Source organism: Pristimantibacillus sp. PTI5, from assembly GCF_048572955.1.
Lineage (GTDB): Bacteria > Bacillota > Bacilli > Paenibacillales > Paenibacillaceae > Pristimantibacillus.
The window spans coordinates 6,393,916-6,411,238 of record NZ_CP183886.1 but is presented as its reverse complement, the minus strand read 5'-3'; the positions used below and the strand labels follow the sequence as shown (position 1 = coordinate 6,411,238).

At 46.0% G+C, this 17,323-nt stretch carries 22 protein-coding genes; all 22 read right to left on the bottom strand.

Going from position 1 to position 17,323, the window contains the following annotated elements; genetic code table 11:
- Window position 1: 1 nt before the first annotated feature.
- The 22 genes from flhB to flgC all read right to left on the bottom strand — a co-directional run bounded on the left by flhB (window position 2) and on the right by flgC (window position 17,323).
- Window positions 2-1,099, bottom strand: coding sequence for a flagellar biosynthesis protein FlhB (flhB, locus tag ACN6MW_RS28385; RefSeq protein ID WP_419873121.1), 1,098 nt, complete (start codon window positions 1,097-1,099; stop codon window positions 2-4).
- 12 nt (window positions 1,100-1,111) lie between these two features.
- Window positions 1,112-1,909 (bottom strand): flagellar biosynthetic protein FliR, encoded by a 798-nt coding sequence (gene fliR, locus ACN6MW_RS28380; RefSeq protein ID WP_419873120.1) that lies wholly within the window; start codon window positions 1,907-1,909, stop codon window positions 1,112-1,114.
- Window positions 1,910-1,920: 11 nt separating this feature from the next.
- Complete coding sequence (gene fliQ, locus ACN6MW_RS28375) at window positions 1,921-2,190, bottom strand: flagellar biosynthesis protein FliQ (protein ID WP_183561717.1); 270 nt, start codon at window positions 2,188-2,190, stop codon at window positions 1,921-1,923.
- 22 nt (window positions 2,191-2,212) lie between these two features.
- On the bottom strand, window positions 2,213-2,968 hold the full coding sequence (gene fliP, locus ACN6MW_RS28370) for a flagellar type III secretion system pore protein FliP (protein WP_419873119.1): 756 nt from the start codon (window positions 2,966-2,968) through the stop codon (window positions 2,213-2,215).
- Window positions 2,958-3,554, bottom strand: coding sequence for a flagellar biosynthetic protein FliO (locus tag ACN6MW_RS28365; RefSeq protein ID WP_419873118.1), 597 nt, complete (start codon window positions 3,552-3,554; stop codon window positions 2,958-2,960). Before ACN6MW_RS28365 ends, fliP begins: the two co-directional genes overlap by 11 nt.
- A 57-nt stretch (window positions 3,555-3,611) precedes the next feature.
- On the bottom strand, window positions 3,612-3,974 hold the full coding sequence (locus ACN6MW_RS28360; protein ID WP_028611027.1) for a response regulator: 363 nt from the start codon (window positions 3,972-3,974) through the stop codon (window positions 3,612-3,614).
- A 21-nt stretch (window positions 3,975-3,995) separates the two neighbouring features.
- On the bottom strand, window positions 3,996-5,273 hold the full coding sequence (gene fliY / locus ACN6MW_RS28355) for a flagellar motor switch phosphatase FliY (protein WP_419873117.1): 1,278 nt from the start codon (window positions 5,271-5,273) through the stop codon (window positions 3,996-3,998).
- Window positions 5,263-6,264: a flagellar motor switch protein FliM gene (gene fliM, locus ACN6MW_RS28350; protein WP_364140470.1), complete on the bottom strand. Its 1,002-nt coding sequence runs from the start codon at window positions 6,262-6,264 to the stop codon at window positions 5,263-5,265. Before fliM ends, fliY begins: the two co-directional genes overlap by 11 nt.
- Before the next feature lie 37 nt (window positions 6,265-6,301).
- Window positions 6,302-6,766, bottom strand: a complete 465-nt coding sequence (locus tag ACN6MW_RS28345) for a flagellar basal body-associated FliL family protein (protein WP_364140473.1) — start codon at window positions 6,764-6,766, stop codon at window positions 6,302-6,304.
- Window positions 6,763-6,990 (bottom strand): flagellar FlbD family protein, encoded by a 228-nt coding sequence (locus ACN6MW_RS28340; protein ID WP_364140476.1) that lies wholly within the window; start codon window positions 6,988-6,990, stop codon window positions 6,763-6,765. The genes ACN6MW_RS28345 and ACN6MW_RS28340 overlap by 4 nt, the downstream gene beginning before the upstream one ends.
- A gap of 55 nt (window positions 6,991-7,045) precedes the next feature.
- Entirely contained in the window at window positions 7,046-7,864 is an 819-nt protein-coding gene (gene flgG, locus ACN6MW_RS28335) for a flagellar basal body rod protein FlgG (protein ID WP_364140479.1), read from the bottom strand.
- A 116-nt stretch (window positions 7,865-7,980) separates the two neighbouring features.
- Window positions 7,981-8,358 (bottom strand): TIGR02530 family flagellar biosynthesis protein, encoded by a 378-nt coding sequence (locus tag ACN6MW_RS28330; protein ID WP_419873116.1) that lies wholly within the window; start codon window positions 8,356-8,358, stop codon window positions 7,981-7,983.
- On the bottom strand, window positions 8,358-8,885 hold the full coding sequence (locus ACN6MW_RS28325) for a flagellar hook capping FlgD N-terminal domain-containing protein (protein WP_419873115.1): 528 nt from the start codon (window positions 8,883-8,885) through the stop codon (window positions 8,358-8,360). The genes ACN6MW_RS28330 and ACN6MW_RS28325 overlap by 1 nt, the downstream gene beginning before the upstream one ends.
- 41 nt (window positions 8,886-8,926) lie before the next feature.
- Window positions 8,927-10,300, bottom strand: coding sequence for a flagellar hook-length control protein FliK (locus ACN6MW_RS28320; RefSeq protein WP_419873114.1), 1,374 nt, complete (start codon window positions 10,298-10,300; stop codon window positions 8,927-8,929).
- Window positions 10,301-10,348: 48 nt separating this feature from the next.
- Window positions 10,349-11,254 (bottom strand): magnesium transporter MgtE N-terminal domain-containing protein, encoded by a 906-nt coding sequence (locus ACN6MW_RS28315; protein ID WP_419873113.1) that lies wholly within the window; start codon window positions 11,252-11,254, stop codon window positions 10,349-10,351.
- A 37-nt stretch (window positions 11,255-11,291) separates the two neighbouring features.
- Window positions 11,292-11,738 (bottom strand): flagellar export protein FliJ, encoded by a 447-nt coding sequence (fliJ, locus tag ACN6MW_RS28310; protein WP_419873112.1) that lies wholly within the window; start codon window positions 11,736-11,738, stop codon window positions 11,292-11,294.
- An 8-nt stretch (window positions 11,739-11,746) separates the two neighbouring features.
- The gene (fliI, locus tag ACN6MW_RS28305) at window positions 11,747-13,072 is read right to left on the bottom strand and encodes a flagellar protein export ATPase FliI (RefSeq protein ID WP_419873111.1); all 1,326 of its coding nucleotides are present in this window, start codon (window positions 13,070-13,072) and stop codon (window positions 11,747-11,749) included.
- Window positions 13,059-13,898, bottom strand: coding sequence for a FliH/SctL family protein (locus tag ACN6MW_RS28300; RefSeq protein WP_419873110.1), 840 nt, complete (start codon window positions 13,896-13,898; stop codon window positions 13,059-13,061). Before ACN6MW_RS28300 ends, fliI begins: the two co-directional genes overlap by 14 nt.
- Window positions 13,891-14,892 (bottom strand): flagellar motor switch protein FliG, encoded by a 1,002-nt coding sequence (fliG, locus tag ACN6MW_RS28295; protein ID WP_364144410.1) that lies wholly within the window; start codon window positions 14,890-14,892, stop codon window positions 13,891-13,893. The genes ACN6MW_RS28300 and fliG overlap by 8 nt, the downstream gene beginning before the upstream one ends.
- Window positions 14,893-14,915: 23 nt before the next feature.
- Window positions 14,916-16,487, bottom strand: coding sequence for a flagellar basal-body MS-ring/collar protein FliF (fliF, locus tag ACN6MW_RS28290; RefSeq protein ID WP_419873109.1), 1,572 nt, complete (start codon window positions 16,485-16,487; stop codon window positions 14,916-14,918).
- A 42-nt stretch (window positions 16,488-16,529) separates the two neighbouring features.
- Window positions 16,530-16,838 (bottom strand): flagellar hook-basal body complex protein FliE, encoded by a 309-nt coding sequence (fliE, locus tag ACN6MW_RS28285; RefSeq protein ID WP_419873108.1) that lies wholly within the window; start codon window positions 16,836-16,838, stop codon window positions 16,530-16,532.
- 35 nt (window positions 16,839-16,873) lie between these two features.
- Window positions 16,874-17,323, bottom strand: a complete 450-nt coding sequence (gene flgC / locus ACN6MW_RS28280) for a flagellar basal body rod protein FlgC (protein WP_364140507.1) — start codon at window positions 17,321-17,323, stop codon at window positions 16,874-16,876.

Here is a 17,323-nt window from a genome sequence, read left to right as displayed (position 1 = left end):
GTTATGATGACTTTACTCGTCCCTTCATTTTGTATACGTATGCAAGCACCTCGGCTACCGCTTGGAACAAGTCCGGAGGAATGACATCACCGATCTCGGCTCGTTCGTAAAGCGCTCTGGCCAAAGGTTTATTTTCCATCGTGACAACCCCGTTTTCTTTTGCGATCTCCCGAATCCGAAGCGCTACGTGATCCATCCCTTTTGCGATGATCTTTGGCGCCTCCATTTTCGTTGCATCATACTTCAATGCGATAGCAAAATGGGTGGGGTTGGTAATAATGACGTCTGCTTTCGGGACCTCTTGCATCATGCGCTGCATGGCCATTTTTCGCTGACGCTCCCGAATTTTTCCCTTGATAAGCGGATCGCCTTCTGATTTTTTGTATTCATCTTTGATGTCTTGCTTCGACATTCTTAAGCTTTTGTTATGCTCAAAGGTTTGATAGAAGAAATCAGCTAGCGCCAGAACGGTGAGCACTGCTCCGATCTCAATGCCGAGCTTTACGGTAAGACCCGCTGTAAACGTAAATATTTGCTGAATCGGCAGACTTGCCAGAACTAGAATGCGGTCCCAATCCCTCGAAATCGTCGTAAACACAAGCACAGCGACGATAAGGAGCTTTAAGACGCTTTTTAAAAATTCAACGACCGTTTTTGCAGAAAAAATTTGCTTGAAACCGTTTATCGGATTAATCTTATCGAACTTCATTTTGAGAGGATCGCCGGTTAATAGAAAACCAAACTGCACGATGTTGCCTAAAATTCCGATCAAGACCGTTATTGCGAAGATCGGCAATAAAATAAGCATCAGCTCTATCGCAACATCATTGAAAAGCGACATGACATTTCCGGTTGTTAAGTCCATCAAAAGCCAGTCTTCGAATAAGTTACCAAACATCACCATGATATGTTCTTTGAAATAGCTGCCTAACATAATGAATCCCAAAAACATAAACATTAATATAAATGAGCCCGGCAGGTCGGAAGATCTGGCAACCTGGCCTTTCTTTCTTGCCTCATCTTTTTTCTTTGGCGTGGCCTGCTCCGTCTTTTCCTGACTGAAAAGCTGGAGATCAAGCTCTAGCCGGTAATTTCGCACGAAAGCATCCTCCTATGGCCCTTCAGGCGGCGGTCCTTTCACGATACCGAATAACTGCTCCAATGACTCGAACATAATGGAAAACAATCTTTCAAATATCCCGGCAAGACTTGGCATTAACAAGATAAGCAAAAACATGCCAATAATGAGCTTGAGCGGAATTCCGATGACAAACACATTGAATTGAGGAGCTGTTTTAGTCAAGAAGCCTAATCCTACATCGGTCAAAAACATGGCTACGATAAGCGGCGCTGCTACTTGTATGGCTAATAAAAATGTGTTTCCAACCATCCTCGTTAAAAAATCCGTTACGCTGCCACTCATCAGCCTGCTGAACAAATCATTAGATAATGGCATCCATTGATAGCTGTCCATAAGCCCAGTTATCAAAAAATGGTGGCCGTTCATCATCAGAAAAATAACGATTATTAACATGTACTTGAAGTTGCCAAGCAGCGGAGCCGAAGTGCCTGTATGAGGGTCTACGATGTTTGCCATTGCAAATCCGACTTGCAAATCCATAAAGGCGCCTGCCGTTTGGACCACTGTGAAAAACAAGTAAACAACATAGCCCATCAATACGCCGGTCAATATTTCACGGAACAACACTAGCACGTACTCTGCATCCGGAACGATCGTTTGTTTCATTCCGTAAGTTAAGAAAACGATAAACGATATGAAAAATCCTAGACCGATCTTGAAAACATTCGGAACACCCCGTGATGAAAACACAGGCGCTACGACGAAAAACGCAGTTATTCGACAAAAGATTAGCAAAAAAATAGGAAAACCCTGTACGATCGCGTTCATCCACTCACAACCTAACCGATGTAATTATGAAGATTATTCAGCAGATTGTAAGTGAAGTCGATAACCGTATTAAGTATCCACGGGCCAAAAATGATGATCGACACGAAAACCGCTACGATTTTCGGAACAAAAGCAAGCGTCTGCTCCTGAATCTGTGTTGTTGCTTGAAAGATACTGATGATTAATCCCACGACCAAAGCAAGAACGAGCATTGGCGCACTGGCTTTCAAAACCACGAATACGGCCTCGCCGGCCAATCCGATTATGAAATCAGTACTCATCGAACGTCCCTCCCTGCTAGTATCACGTGTTGAAGCTTAACAATAAAGATTTTACGATAAGGTACCATCCGTCCACTAAGACAAAGAGCAGTAATTTAAAGGGCAATGAGATCATAACCGGCGGCAGCATCATCATCCCCATCGCCATCAACGTGCTTGCGACAATCATATCGATGACTAAAAAAGGAATGAAAATCATGAAGCCCATTTGAAATGCCGTTTTAAGTTCGCTTATGGCATAGGCTGGTATTAATACCGTAATCGGAATTTCTTCAAAAGAAGCCGGTTTCTCTGTCTTGGTGTAATTCATGAAAAGCATGAGATCCTTTTCGCGCGTGTGAGAAAACATGAACTTCTTCATAGGCACGGAGGCTTCTTGAAAAGCCTCTGTTTGCGAGATTTGACCTTTTAAATAAGGCTGCAGCGCGACCTCGTTTACCTGCGAAAAGGTTGGAGCCATAATGAAAAAGGTTAAGAACATGGCTAGACCGATTAGCACTTGATTGGGCGGCATTTGCTGTGTTCCAAGCGAGGTTCTTACAAAGCCAAGAACGATAACAATCCGCGTAAAGCTGGTCATAAGCACCATGATTGCCGGGGCAACGCTTAAGACTGTTATCAATAGAAGAATGGATAATGCGCTTGTACCAGGCGCTTCGCCATTCCCGTCACCAATATTGATGGATACATCGGGCAACGGCTCTGCCGATACTTGCGTATGCACGAACATCGCAAGCAGCTGTACAGCGACGATTGTTATCCACCACTTATTTTTCATCGTCCATCAACCGTTCATTTGATTTAGAGTCATGCAATAGCGATTCCAATTGCTGCTTGCGGTCGGCTTGCTGGGTAAGCTTGTTTTGCAGCAATTCTTGAAAAGAAGACGTTTTGTTCCATTGCTCATTGGATGGTTCAGGCTCGTTCTTTTTGTTGCGGTCCCTCAGCTTATTCAGAAGTTGAGTCGCAAAATCCTTCGACCAAGCTGATTCCTGTTTACGCTCAAGTGAAGCGATTACAGCATTCACCTGTTCGGAATCGTCAAGCTTATCGATCAGGGTAATGTTTTCGCCGACGCCAACGATATAAATGCGTCCCGCGATTTCAACGACTTGAAGCGAATTGTTTTGTCCAAGCGCAATGCCGCCGAGCGAACGCAGCGATCGGTTCGTTCCCCACATGCGGTTGCGCTGAGACAGCCATTTAATCACAAAAATAATCAACACGATAACGATGGCAAGCGAAATAATCACCCAAACCAAACTTCCCGCCAAATCGTTTGATCCGGTAAACACCATCTGTTCATCATTGTTTGCGCTGCTGCCTTCCACGGCAGCAGCCGCAAAACGAGGCCATATCGCCATTCCAAGAGCAGACACCATTGAAATGCGCGAAGCTATGTTAAACATACTATCTAACCGTTATCCGAGCGTTTTCTTGATCGCTTCAATAACGCGATCGGCTTGGAACGGTTTGACGATGAAGTCCTTTGCGCCTGCTTGAATCGCATCAATTACCATTGCTTGCTGACCCATTGCTGAACACATAATTACTTTTGCGTTACCGTCGAGCTTTTTAATTTCCTTTAGAGCGGAGATGCCGTCCATTTCAGGCATCGTAATATCCATCGTTGTCAAATCCGGTTTAAGTTCCTTGTACTTCTCAACCGCCTGAGCGCCATCTTGGGCTTCACCGACGACTTCGTAGCCGTTCTTTGATAAAATGTCACGAATCATCATGCGCATGAAAGCTGCGTCGTCTACGATAAGAATGCGGTTTGCCATCTTTTTTATCCTCCTAGGATGCTATTGTAATTTTTGAATGCGGTCCCATTGGCTTACGATATCCGTTACGCGAACACCAAAGTTTTCATCGATAACAACAACCTCGCCTTTGGCTATCAGTTTATTGTTTACTAGAATGTCTACCGGTTCGCCAGCTAGCTTGTCCAGCTCGATAATCGAACCTTGCGACAGCTCCAAAATATCTTTAATCTGCTTTTGGGTCCTACCTAATTCTACAGTGACCTTAAGCGGTATGTCGAGAAGTAAATTGAGGTTTGTTTCATCTGGTTGAATAAACGGCGCATTGCCAAAATTAGCAAATTGAACAGGCTGCACATTAACATTGCGATTAGCTGCATGACCGTATGTATGCGGTCCCGGCGGCTGCATGGACATGTCATAGCCAGCTGCCGGAATTTGGTACTGGTTAGGCGGCATTTGCTGCATGGGCGGCGCCATATTCATTTGCGGCGGCACAGCATTCATATACGCCGTTGCAGCTGTTTCCTGCATAGCCATCGCTTGCTGCGCTGCAGGTGCAGTAGGAGGCGCTGCAGGAGGCGCTTGCGGCGGCGTAACAGGCGCTGCGGGAGCAGACTCATCTACTACCCCCATCAAGATATCCACCATTTGCTTCGCAAAAGGAATCGGAAGAAGCTGCATGATGGTTGAATCGATAAGATCGCCAATCGTCAACCGGAATGAAATTTTAATGAACAAATCAACCGGCGGCAAATGATCCAAGCCGTCTCCGTTATTTACGTCCAAAATATCAATGCCTGGAGGCGAAATATTGACAAAGCGGTTAAAAATCGTTGACATCGATGTAGCGGATGATCCCATCATCTGGTTCATCGCTTCTTGGACGGCACTGATATGGATTTCATTAAGCTCTTCGATGGTAATGTTGTTACCATCCCCGCCAAGCATCAAATCCGCAATAATTTGAGCATCCTTCGTTTTAATAACCAATGAGTTTATGCCCTGAAACCCGTCAACGTATTGCACGCTTACGGCGACATGCGGCTTAGGAAAAATATCTGGCAGCTCATCTTTTCTGACAATGGTGACTTGCGGAGTTGTAATATCCACTTTCTTGCCCAGCAAAGTCGACAAAGCTGTCGCAGCGCTGCCAAAAGTAATATTACCAATTTCTCCGAGTGCAGACTGTTCCATCTCAGATAAGAAGTCTGAAAGCTGAGTTCCGGCCTCGGAGGGCTGTTCCGTTTCCGGCTCACTGGAGGATTGACGAAGCAATGCATCAATTTCCTCTTGTGACAAATAGTCTTTACTCATCATAATCTTCTTCCACTCCCTCAACGACAATCTCATCTACTTGAACAGCTAACCGATCCTTAACGGAGCCAGGACTGCCAATAAACTTAAGCTTGTCACCAACTTTAATTTTCAGACCGTCATCGACAGACTTATTAAGTGAAATAACATCGCCGATATTCAAGCCCAGAAACTCTTTAATCGTAAGCGATGATTCGCCGAGTTCAGCTACGATCGGAAGCTTGGCTTTATTTACCCGCTGCTCCAAAATCTCGACTTCCTCAGGCGCTCTGGCTTTCTTCTGCGACACAAACCAATGATGCACGGACAATCTGGACATGATCGGTTCAATGACGACATGGGGGATGCACAGGTTAATCATTCCTGTGGTATCGCCGATTTTGGTGCTGAAAGAAATCAGAGCTATCGTCTCGTTCGGAGATACGATTTGCATGAACTGCGGATTCGTCTCCAACGCTTCGAGTCTCGGAGAAATGTCGATGATTGTTTTCCAAGCCTCTTGCAAGCTTTCAAACGTGCGGCTAAAGATTCGCTCCATGATGATCGTTTCAATCTCTGTTAAGTTATTGATTTTGGACGGCGCCACACCTTGTCCGCCTAACATTCGATCGAGCATGGCATAAGCCACGTTCGGATGAACCTCAAGCACCATTCGGCCTTCCAGCGGCTCCGCTTCAAATATGTTCAAGATCGTCATCTTAGGAATCGAACGTATAAATTCGTCATAAGGCAATTGCTCGACCTGCACGACATTTATTTGAACAAATGTGCGGAGTTGCGCTGAGAAATAGGTTGTCAAATATCGCGCGAAGTTCTCATGAATCCGAGTCAAGCTCCGAATATGATCCTTCGAAAACCGAACGGCGCGCTTGAAATCATACAAACTGACTTTGCGGGTCGTCTCTTCCTTTTTTAAATCCTCTGCATCCATTTCACCGGAATCCAAGGCAGCAAGTAGCGCATCAATTTCATTTTGCGATAAAACATCAACCAAATATCTCACCTCCTTCGAGGAATGTCGGCGTAGTCAGTTAAATTTCAGTAATAATAAAGTTTGTGATTTCTACTTTTACCAATTTCCCTTTTGGAATGATTGGAGTTATAAGATTTAGCAGCTTCGACTCAAGCGCATCTTCGCCCTGCGAGCCTTGCAGCTCATCGGCGGTCATATCTGCCAAGGCACGGTTAATGATCGGTCTGACTTCGATTTCGATAATCTTGTCGAACTCTTCTTTTGCTTTCTTGCCGTCCAGCTGAAATGCAAAGCTAAGTACAACGACATATTCCGGATCTTTCAAGTTCCTTCTGAAATCCTTTAATTCCGATGTCACTTCCACGCGTTCATCAGCAGACAAAACCTTAACCTCGATCGTTTCTGTCTCGGCAGCCTGTTCCTTCGGATCCGAGAAAAAGGATTTAAATAAAATGATGGCAACAATAGCGATTAACGTAATGGACAACAAAATCGTAATTAACCAGGGAAGCATTTTTTTCATGATGAGGGACCCTCCGTTTGCTCACTCTTCTGGGCCGCCGCAACGAGGCCAATGGTACGAAGATACTGTTGATTAAGTAACAACAGCTCTGCTGTCTTTTCTTTCACGACCAGCTTTTTTCCGGTCGTAAGCGTTATAACTGTATCCGCGGCTTCTTCTATCACTTCTATTAATAATGCATTGATTGTAACTTTTGTTCCGTTTAAACGCGTTACGGTAATCATTAGTAACCCCCTCTCACTTGGGGAGGCACTAAGCCTCCCGCCCGTTATGACTTACCTATCGTTTTAAGTTAACAACCTCTTGCAAAATTTCATCGGAAGTTGTAATGATACGTGAATTCGCTTGGAAACCACGCTGCGCCACGATCATTTCTGTAAATTCTGCAGTTAAATCCACATTTGACATCTCAAGTTGGCCAGCAATAATTGCACCGGTACCAAGCTCAGGGTCACCGGCAAATGTCATGAAATCTTCAATGGAAGCATCTGGATTCGCATTTGCCGTTACGCGGTACATGTTCCCGCCCAGCTTCTCAAGTCCGCTTGGATTTACTACCTTAGCAACCCCTAGCTGTGCAACGGCTTCCGTACCGTCAGCCGTCACGCCCATTATCGTGCCGTCTTGACCTATCGAAAAAGCGGTAATCGCTTCGTCAAGCACAATCGGCTCCTGATCCGCACTAAGTACAAAGTAGCCGTCGCCTGTAACAAGCTGTCTATTCGCATCCAGCGTAAAGTTACCTGCGCGCGTTAGCAGCATTTCGGATTCCTCGCTTGCCCTTACGACAAAGAAGCCGTCTCCGTCAATACGGAGATCCGTCGCTTGGTTAGTCGTCATCGCGCTGCCTGCGGTATGTACCGTGTCAATGGAGCCGATTGATACACCGAGACCGATTTGTTTTGCGTTTACGCCGCCACGTACGCCTTCTTCTGGTGCGGTAACGCCCGCAACGGTTTGGCTTAGAATATCCTTAAACATCACTCGGCCTGCTTTAAAACCAACCGTGTTAACGTTCGCAATGTTGTTGCCGATAACGTCAAGCTTGGTTTGGAAACCGCGCATACCGGAAACGCCCGAATACATCGATCTTAGCATTTTAGTTATTCCTCCTGGAATATGGATTAAAATCATTAGGCTTAAAAAGGATGTATGCACTATCATTTAGCTGCTTCAATCGGTCCACAGCTTGAGGCTTCCTGATAGGTCCAGCCTTACGATAAAATAATAGCGCTGTCGATTTGTGTAAATACGTTGCTTTTCATTTGTCCCCCGTCCATTGCCGTCACAACGGTGCGGCTTGGCACGTTCACGATCATTGCGATATCGCGGAAAACAATTAAGGAGTCCTGCGCGCCCTTGGATGCAGCCTCTTCCACTGCGTTCATGATTTTTGTGAGTGATTCGGGCTGCAATTTAATGCCTCTCTGCTGCATACGTACTTCTGCATGGTGACTGAACTTAAGAACTTTGGCATTAAGCATATCTTGAAACTCTGTTGACTGCGTTGTTCGGCTTGCGGCTGCTTTGCTAGCCTGAAGAGGTGTCGACTTCACGGGAAAGATATGACCGATTTTCACGCCATCGTTCATTAACTTTCAGCCCCTTCCCCCGCGCTCTCCGAACTGGAAGAATCGTTTTCCGCCGCACTTTCCTCTACATCTGTTTCTTCTTCCGTATCGTTATTGGTTTCCGAGATAGATGTAACATAGTCCAGTGCAACCTCTGCTCCGCCTACTCTTGCATAAAGGATGCCTTCCTTCGAGATTATGGAATCGACAATCCCCTTAACGGTAATCACTTCGCCGGCATCGTCATATTCATTCCACTCAATCGATTTGCCGATGAGGCTTGATGCTGAACCAATGTTCTGACGCATTAACGTAAGTTCAGACGACATGTTCATGAGCTGCTCGACAGAAGTAAACTGCGCCATCTGTGCGATAAAATCCTTATCTTGAAGCGGCTGCATGGGATCCTGATTGCGCAGCTGAGTGACGAGTATGCTAAGAAATTGGTCTTTACCAAGTGTATCCGTGCTTTTTTTGCTAGCTGCGGCCTGCACATTCGCTTGACTATAGTTAGGCCACACTGCGCGAGTTGAAATGCTATCTGTCATTTCCGATCACCTCCGATCATATTAACGATACATCCGGTCCGCTAAGCTCTAACATTTATTCCCCTGCCAAAACCAAGGCCTTGACTCGCAGCTTGTTCAACCATCTCCGTTTCAAAGCTGCCATCGCTTGAACTCTCGTCATTATGAAGCACCTGACGGTTCGAAGACTGCTGATGACTGCTGCTTTGCCCTTGATGCTGCTGCGACAGCTGCGAGGCGGATTGTCCTGTTGCAACCTCAAGCTTATCTACCATTAATCCCTGTGCTTGCAGAGCCGAGCGCAATTGAGCCATTTGATTGTCCAGCATATCTTTGGCCATCGCATTATCTGTCTGGAAAATAGCTGTCAATAAACCGTTTTGCATCGTAATCCGAACATCAACTTGACCGAGATGCTCAGGGAATAACATGATCTTTGCTTCGGAAACACCGTTAACCGTTGTTAAATCGAACTTTTGAACGATCATCCCCGTCATCGATTGGGCAAATTCATCGGCAGCTACAAAAGAAGTCGTTGCCGCTGTATTCACGACAAGAGGTGTGATTCCGCGCAACGTTTCCGGATTATTTGATCCAAGTTGCAGTTGCGGACTCATCTCAACCGCGGTAGCTGCTGCTTCCGTATCTACCGTTTGCACCACAGCTTGTGGTATAGCCGTCGATACAAAGGCAGGATGAACCGATTGCTGCGACAAGCGCTGCAAAAGAGCACCGGCTTCCGCTTGCGGGGCTTGCTGTACGGTAAACAGTTGTTGTGTAAAGGCCGTCGATTTCGTTTGTTGCTTTGTTGTATCCACCGGCTCGCCTTCCAAAATCGCTGTTAACGCTTGTAGTTGCTTTGCCACCAATGCGGTCGGTTCCTGCTGCTGAATCAGCTTCGTAGTCCCCTGCTGGATCATGACCTGTAACTGGATCAAGGTATCCTGCAGTTTTGGCTTGATATCCGCTGCGGTTATCATTTGTTGAGATACCGTACCAGCGGCAGCTTCTTCGGGGATTAGTTTATTCGTCGGCTGGATCACGGGAACGGGTAATCCAAGAAGCTCAAGTAATGCATTCATTTGATCCAGCACTTCGGATAATTGTTGAAGCTGCTCCTCATTTTCAGCGGGAGCTTCCGTATCGTTTGAAACCGGAGTTTCAAGCTGCTCGAGCAGACCGTCAATGATCGACATAAGATCCGATAATGTAGGCGCTGAAGCAGATGCGCCGGCTTCGAACGCCGCTTCTTTATTCACAACAGCTGTTAAAGGCGCTGTTTGTGTTGTGCTTGGATTCGCTGCAGTCTCGCCATTAATCTGTTGGACTAATGTTTTTTGAAATGCTGCGCCGCTTGTGTTTTGTCCAGCCTGAGCATTTGCAGTCGATTGTCCTTGCGGCTGCGCAATTGCAACCTGAGGAACCATCATTTCCATTTTTTTCACCTCCCTTCAAATAGCAGCTATCCAAATCCAGATCAACTATTAGCTCCCTGTCATTAGCTTCGATACCATTTGTGCGGTCAGCGTTTCATTAATGCCAGACATTTCGGCTAATATAGCCGATCTGGTTTCATTATCAACCGCGTTAAGGATCCGGAGAACCTTGCTCGGGCTAACCTCCACCATTTTGATCAATAGCTCGCCCGCGCTCTTGGCATCCATCGCCGTAAAGGTTGCGCTTAGCTGCTCTTGATCAAGCACAGAAGATGCCGGCTTTGCCACGGTCGTTTTCTGAGCATCAAGCTTCGCTTGAAGCGCCGCAATCTGCAGATCTTTGGCCTTTACATTGTCCTTCAGCTTCATCGCTGCATCCGCAGCCGTCTGAGGATTCATTTTCTCCATAATACGAACCCTGTCATCCGGGCGCATATTCGCGAACACAAGCACCATTTCATCCAAAGTCATGCTTTGCAAAATCGGTGCTGCTTTGCTTGGCGTTATTTTGGAGAACATGCTCGCTAATTCTTGAATCTTGGCTTGGTACTGTTCATCTTCTAGCGATTGCTCTTCATTCGCGCTCTTCAATTGTGAATTGTCGTTCTCAAGGCTCTTAACCTCTTGCTCAAGCGTAGTCTTCGTTTGATTAGCTGCGGCCAATTCAGTTTCAATGGCCGTTAGCTGTGCTTGAAGATCCGCAATCTTAGCTGACATATTCGATGCCTTCAATGCATCGTCATTTGTTAACCCGCCTGCAACCTTTGGTTCAGGCAGCACGTCTTTAATGAAAGGAATTGAATTTCCGGCTTCAAGCATCTTGTTTCGGAAATCATTATTGAACAAGGTATACAAAACACCTAACAATACAATCGCAAATAATATAGGCGTCATCAAAAACATAATTCGTTCAAGCGTGCTGTAGCCTTGCTTCTCGTTATCCGTACCCGCCAATTCCACTCACTCCCTCTAGCCGGTGTCACGCATCACTTTATGGGGTTGGTATCATGAAACGGACGCTTGCCAGCTCATCCAGCTCGTTCTGCTCTTTGATTTGCAGAGCATACTGGAACCGGTCACGCGCATGATCTTTTGCTTTAAGCCACACTTTCTCATCCTTCATCTTGCCTGAAAGTTCAAGTCTGCTTTGCTCAACCGCTTTTTGTGCATGTATCACATCGTTCAATTTACTCGAAATGCAAGTAACCAAATAATTCAAGTATTGCTGAATAACCTGTAACTCGGATAATGGAACCGCTATGCGAGTTGCATCGTGTAATTTTTCTTCCCATTCCTGTTTCTTTGCACGCAACAGCTCAAGGGAAAGCTCCTCGGCAGTTAAAGCGCCAATCGCGGTAGAAAGTCCCCATTCTGCTTGCGTCTTCTCGCTGCCCTTCAAATCGACAACCCTCTGAAATGTGTACCGAAACGCTGCCATTTAAAGGTTCAACTCCTGTAGAAATAATTGATTAATCTTGTTTGTGCTTCTTCTAAGCTCACTTTTTCATTCGTTTTTTGCTTGGTGTAGCTTTGAATCGGTTCAATAAATTGCAAGGCTGTATCAATTTCTGCGTTAGAACCTCGTTGGTACGCCCCAATATTGATTAAGTCTTCCGAATCTCTATATACAGCTAGAAGTTTTTTTAATTCATTGGCGGCATCCTGTTGTTCTTCGGTTACGATTTCCTTCATGACCCGACTAACCGAAGCTAAAACATCAATGGCAGGAAAGTGTCCCTTATGCGCTAATTGACGGCTTAACACGATATGTCCGTCCAGGATTCCGCGGACGGCGTCCGCGATCGGTTCATTCATATCATCGCCATCAACGAGAACGGTGTAGAATGCCGTAATCGAGCCTGTCGGTCCCGTTCCCGCACGCTCGAGGAGCTTTGGCAGTGCCGCGAAAACAGAAGGCGTGTAACCCCGTGTAGCAGGGGGCTCCCCGATAGCTAAGCCGACTTCCCGAAGTGCCATTGCATACCGCGTAACGGAATCCATCATCAGCATGACATTCAATCCGCGATCCCGAAAATATTCTGCGATCGAAGTCGCGATTAACGCGCCTTTCATGCGAATGAGCGCTGGCTGATCGGAAGTTGCTACAATAACAACCGAACGGGCTAGACCTTCTGGTCCAAGGTCTTTCTCAATAAATTCAAGCACTTCACGTCCGCGCTCGCCAATCAGTGCGATCACGTTTACATCTGCGGATGTGTTGCGGGCGATCATGCCGAGCAGCGTGCTCTTTCCGACGCCAGAGCCAGCGAATATCCCTACGCGTTGTCCTCGCCCTACGGTAAGCAGGCCATCGATTGCCCTGACGCCGATACCGAGCGGTTCAACGACACGCGGACGCTTTAACGGATTGCTAGGCTCATTATGCGTTGAATAATGAGGCATTCTTCTAGGCAGGAAAGAACCGTCTAACGGGTTTCCTAAACCGTCCAGCACTTTGCCCAAAAGCTCGGAACCGACCTGTACGGTTAACGGCTTGCCCGTGCCGACCACGTCGCAGCCTGGACTTATTGCATGCAAATCGCCTAACGGCATTAAAATAACCTTGTTATCCCGAAAGCCTACGACTTCGGCTTTAATCGGCTTCGCGCCTTTGGATGGATAAATGAAGCAAACATCGCCTATGCTTGCGTCCGGTCCTTCGGATTCAACCGTAAGACCAATGACCTGCGTGACTTTTCCGTTAACCCGGACGGGATCGAGCGGCTGCAAATGTTCAATGTATTTGAGGACATCCAGATTATTCACTATCATCGAAATGACCTCGTTCTTCGCCGCTGTGATGTGCAAGATGAATTAATTCCCGCTTTATCTCAGCCAGCTGCGTATCAATGCGGGCATCGATGCTGCCAAAAGCGGATCGAATGACACAGCCGTTATCTTTCACTGTCGAGTCAGGCAAAATCTGCAATTCTGCTTGCGAATCGATAGCGAAATGAAGCTCTTCCCTGGCAGCTTGTACAAACGCGAGCTGGCCCGGTGCGACACAAAGCGTGATTACGCCTTGTTCTCTTCGACGGGATAGAGACTTCCGGATCAGCTCAATAGCCATATCAGGCGCTAACGTAAGCTGCTGTCCGATAATTTTTTCTGCAATGGCACAGCTAAGCTCAACGAGAAATGGCTCAGCCTCTTGAATAATTTGCTCTCGCATCTCAAATGCCGTTTTGAGCACATCGGTTGCTTCGGCGAGCTTTTGCTCCCAGCTTTCACGGAGCTCAACTTCGGACTGCGCCGCTCCTTCCGCATAACCGAGTTCATAGCCTGCTTGTCTCGATTGTTCGGATGCTGCTTCGTCTTCCGTTCGTTTTTGAAGCCACCAAACATCGATTTGCTGCTGCGTTTCGGTCAAAAGCTTTTCGCTTTCGTTAGCCGCTTCACGCAGTCTTTCTTCCGCATAGAGCTGAGCATCGTTCAAAATTTGATCTCGCAATGTAATAGTCTCTTCATCAGGTTCAGGCTCGACATCCTCTTCCTGACTAAGTGTTTCATTGATTTCAAAATTCCGTTGATGCAGCCACTCCAGCTGCTTCAATTGGTCAAGAGTAATCACACTCGATGATTTGATCAAATTAGACAATGATATCGTCTCCTCCGCCACGGGCGATGATGATTTCACCAGACTCTTCTAATCTGCGGATTGTAGCTACGATACGAGTTTGTGCTTCTTCCACGTCACGAAGCCGTACGGGACCCATGAATTCCATTTCTTCTTTGAAGGTCTCGGCCATACGTTTGGACATATTGCGGAAAATCGCTTCCCGAACCTCTTCGCTTGCCACTTTAAGCGCAAGTTGGAGATCTGCATTTTCGATGTCGCGAATAATTCGTTGAATGGAACGGTTGTCGATATTGACGATATCTTCGAACACGAACATCCGTTTCTTGATCTCTTCTGCAAGCTCCGGATCCTGAATCTCGAGTGCGTCGAGAATCGTACGCTCTGTTCCCCGATCGACGCCATTCAAAATTTGAACGATGGAATCAATACCGCCGGCATTCGTGTAATCCTGCGTTACGGTTGCGGATAGCTTCTGCTCCAAGACACGTTCCACCTGAGAAATAACCTCCGGCGACGTACTGTCCATCAAAGCGATCCGGCGCGCGACCTCAGCTTGCTTCTCTTGCGGAAGCGAAGAAAGGATATGCGAGGACTGTTCCGATTGCAAATAAGATAATACCAAAGCGATCGTTTGCGAGTTCTCATTTTGAATAAAGTTTAAAATCTGGGTAGGCTCTGCTTTCCTTGCAAAGTCAAAAGGTCTTACTTGAAGGGTAGCAGTTAAACGGTTAATGACCTCTAATGCTTTTTCTGAGCCGAGCGCTTTTTCTAAAATATCCTTAGCGTATGAAATACCGCCTTGCGTGATATATTCCTGGGCCAAACATATTTGATGAAATTCACTAAGAATGGTTTCCCTGTCCAAGCTGTCTACTTTCCGGACATTGGCGATTTCAAGCGTTAACTGCTCAATTTCTTCCTCACGTAAATGCTTGAATATTTGTGCGGATACTTCAGGTCCAAGCGTAATAAGTAAAATGGCAGCTTTTTGCCTACCAGATAAGCCTTGCATTGATTTTGACACATGAACCACCTCTATTCATCCACAAGCCATGTGCGAAGAAGATTAACAAACTCATCCGGTTTGCGTTTGGCAAGTGTTTCAAGATTTTTCCGAGCTTGGCTGTCGTTATTGACACTTTCCAAATCAAGAGTTGGATATTCCACTTTTGCTGGAGCAGCCAATTCAATTTCTTCTTCAACGGCTTTTTTCCGTCTGCGTGCCAGAATTACGATCAGTCCGCCAATAATGGCAAGAGCAGCAACACCAATACCGATTAACCATGGCATTGAAAGAACGCTAGCACTATCATCTGAACTGCTTCCAGAGAAAGTGCTTGCAATAAGAGCAACTTTTTTCCCCATCAGTTCGTCATTGGTAACGTCTTGGCCGGAATCCGCAAGCTGGGCACGAACCAGTGCGGTCAAATAAGTCATGATAGCTGTTTTACTTGCCTCATCCTCAATTTCGGACTCTTCGATGCCGATACTAATGGAAAGGTCTTTTAAAACAAACGGTCCGGAAACGATGTTGTTATTGATTCGCGTAACATCATAGTTTCGAATTTGCGAGCTCGTCTCAGAAGTGCTTTCACCTGTCGTCGCAGCTTCATAACCAGGAACATCCGTCTCGCCTGTTCCGGCAACGCCGCCGGCATCTCCGGAGGAACCCGTTGATGTGCTGTTATTTATTTCTTCGCTAATAATAATACCGTTATTATTGTTGTTATCTAACGGCTTCACAACGGATTCTTGCGATGTCTTCTTATCGAAGTTCATACTGCTTGAAACCTGAATAACCAAGTTATCCGCGCCTACGATGGGTCCTAAAAACTGTTGAATGTTTTTCTTCAATTCCGTTTCATATTTCCGTTGAATAATGAATTGCGACTCTACGGCATCGGAATTGTTAGCGATTACACCATCCGTCTCCGAATAAGTCAATTCCCCTTGCGGACTGGATATCGTAATATCCTTCATCGCTAAATTGGGAACCGCTGTTTTTACAAGGTTATAATAACCGTCGATTTCTTTCTGGCTTGGACGATAGCCCGACATGAACTTCATCATGATGGAAGCCGAAGCCTGCTCTGCTTCTTCAGGCGAAAGAAAAACGCTCTCCTCGGGTAAATTAACCAAAACCTTCGAGCTGTCAACGCCTTGCATGGCATTTAGAAGCTGTTGAATCTCGCCGTTCAATGCATTCAGATACTTCACGTTAAATTCATTTTCCGTTGTACCGAATTGACTCGAACTTGAATTAAAGGCTTCAAACCCGATGGATCCGTTTTGAACTAATCCTTGAGACCCCACATCAACTTTAATTCGCGCAGCTTCTGTGCTTGGAACCGAAATGCTTTTTCCATTATTGCTCAGCTCGTACGGAATACCGCTTCCGTCCAAGTAGGTCATGATGGCCGCAGCGTCTGTCGTATCTAAATTTTGAAAAGCAATTTCGTATTCCGTTCTTGTAAATACGATTGTTAACAAAATCACCGTCAACAACAAGCCACTAATCGAAGCCCCCAACCAAATTTTTTGTTTTCTGCCCATTTGGCTCCAAAATTGCGTGAGCCTACTTCTCACTTGGGCGATTCTCTCGTTCACGTTGTCACCTCACCCAAATACTATGCTAGGTCAAAATTGCGATTAGATTTGCATCCGCATCATTTCTTGATATGCCTCGACCACTTTGTTGCGGACTTGTGAGGTAAGCTGCAAACTCAAACTTGCTTGCTCCGAAGCGATTAACACTTTTGTAACATCAATTTGGCCAGTTAAGTATTTATCATTAAGCTTATGAACGTTCTGCTCTTGATTGCTTACATTATCAATAGCGGTTTGTAAATATTGTCCAAACGATTGTGTTAATTGTGCCGGAGTCGCTTCTTGCACCGATTTAGCTTCTATGAGTTTGGCAGGTTGAACCGGACTAAGCGACATCGATTGTATCATCATTATTCCTCCAATGCTTCACATAGTGATATGTGCAGTTATCTACCTATTTCCAATGCTTTAACAAACATTGATTTGGTCGCGTTCAACGCGGTTACATTCGCTTCATAGGAACGGGTCGCAGCTATCATATCCACCATTTCTTTAGTAACGTCTACATTTGGCATGTTGACGTAACCGTTTGCGTCAGCGTCAGGATGGGTTGGATTATAAATAAGCTTGTTTGGCGATTGATCCTCTTTGATTCTTGTTACTTTCACGCCTTGAGCAGCCGTGTTCCCGTTCATTTGCTGGGAAAGCACGCTTGAGAAGGATTGCTGCAAAGGCTCCATAACAACCATTTTCCGTTTGTAAGGCTGGAATTGTCCGTTTACAAAACTACCACGCGTCGTTTCTGCATTAGCTATATTAGAAGAAATAACATCCATTCGCAGACGCTGCGCCGACAATGCCGAAGCACTGATATCAAATCCCGTGGACAACTTCAT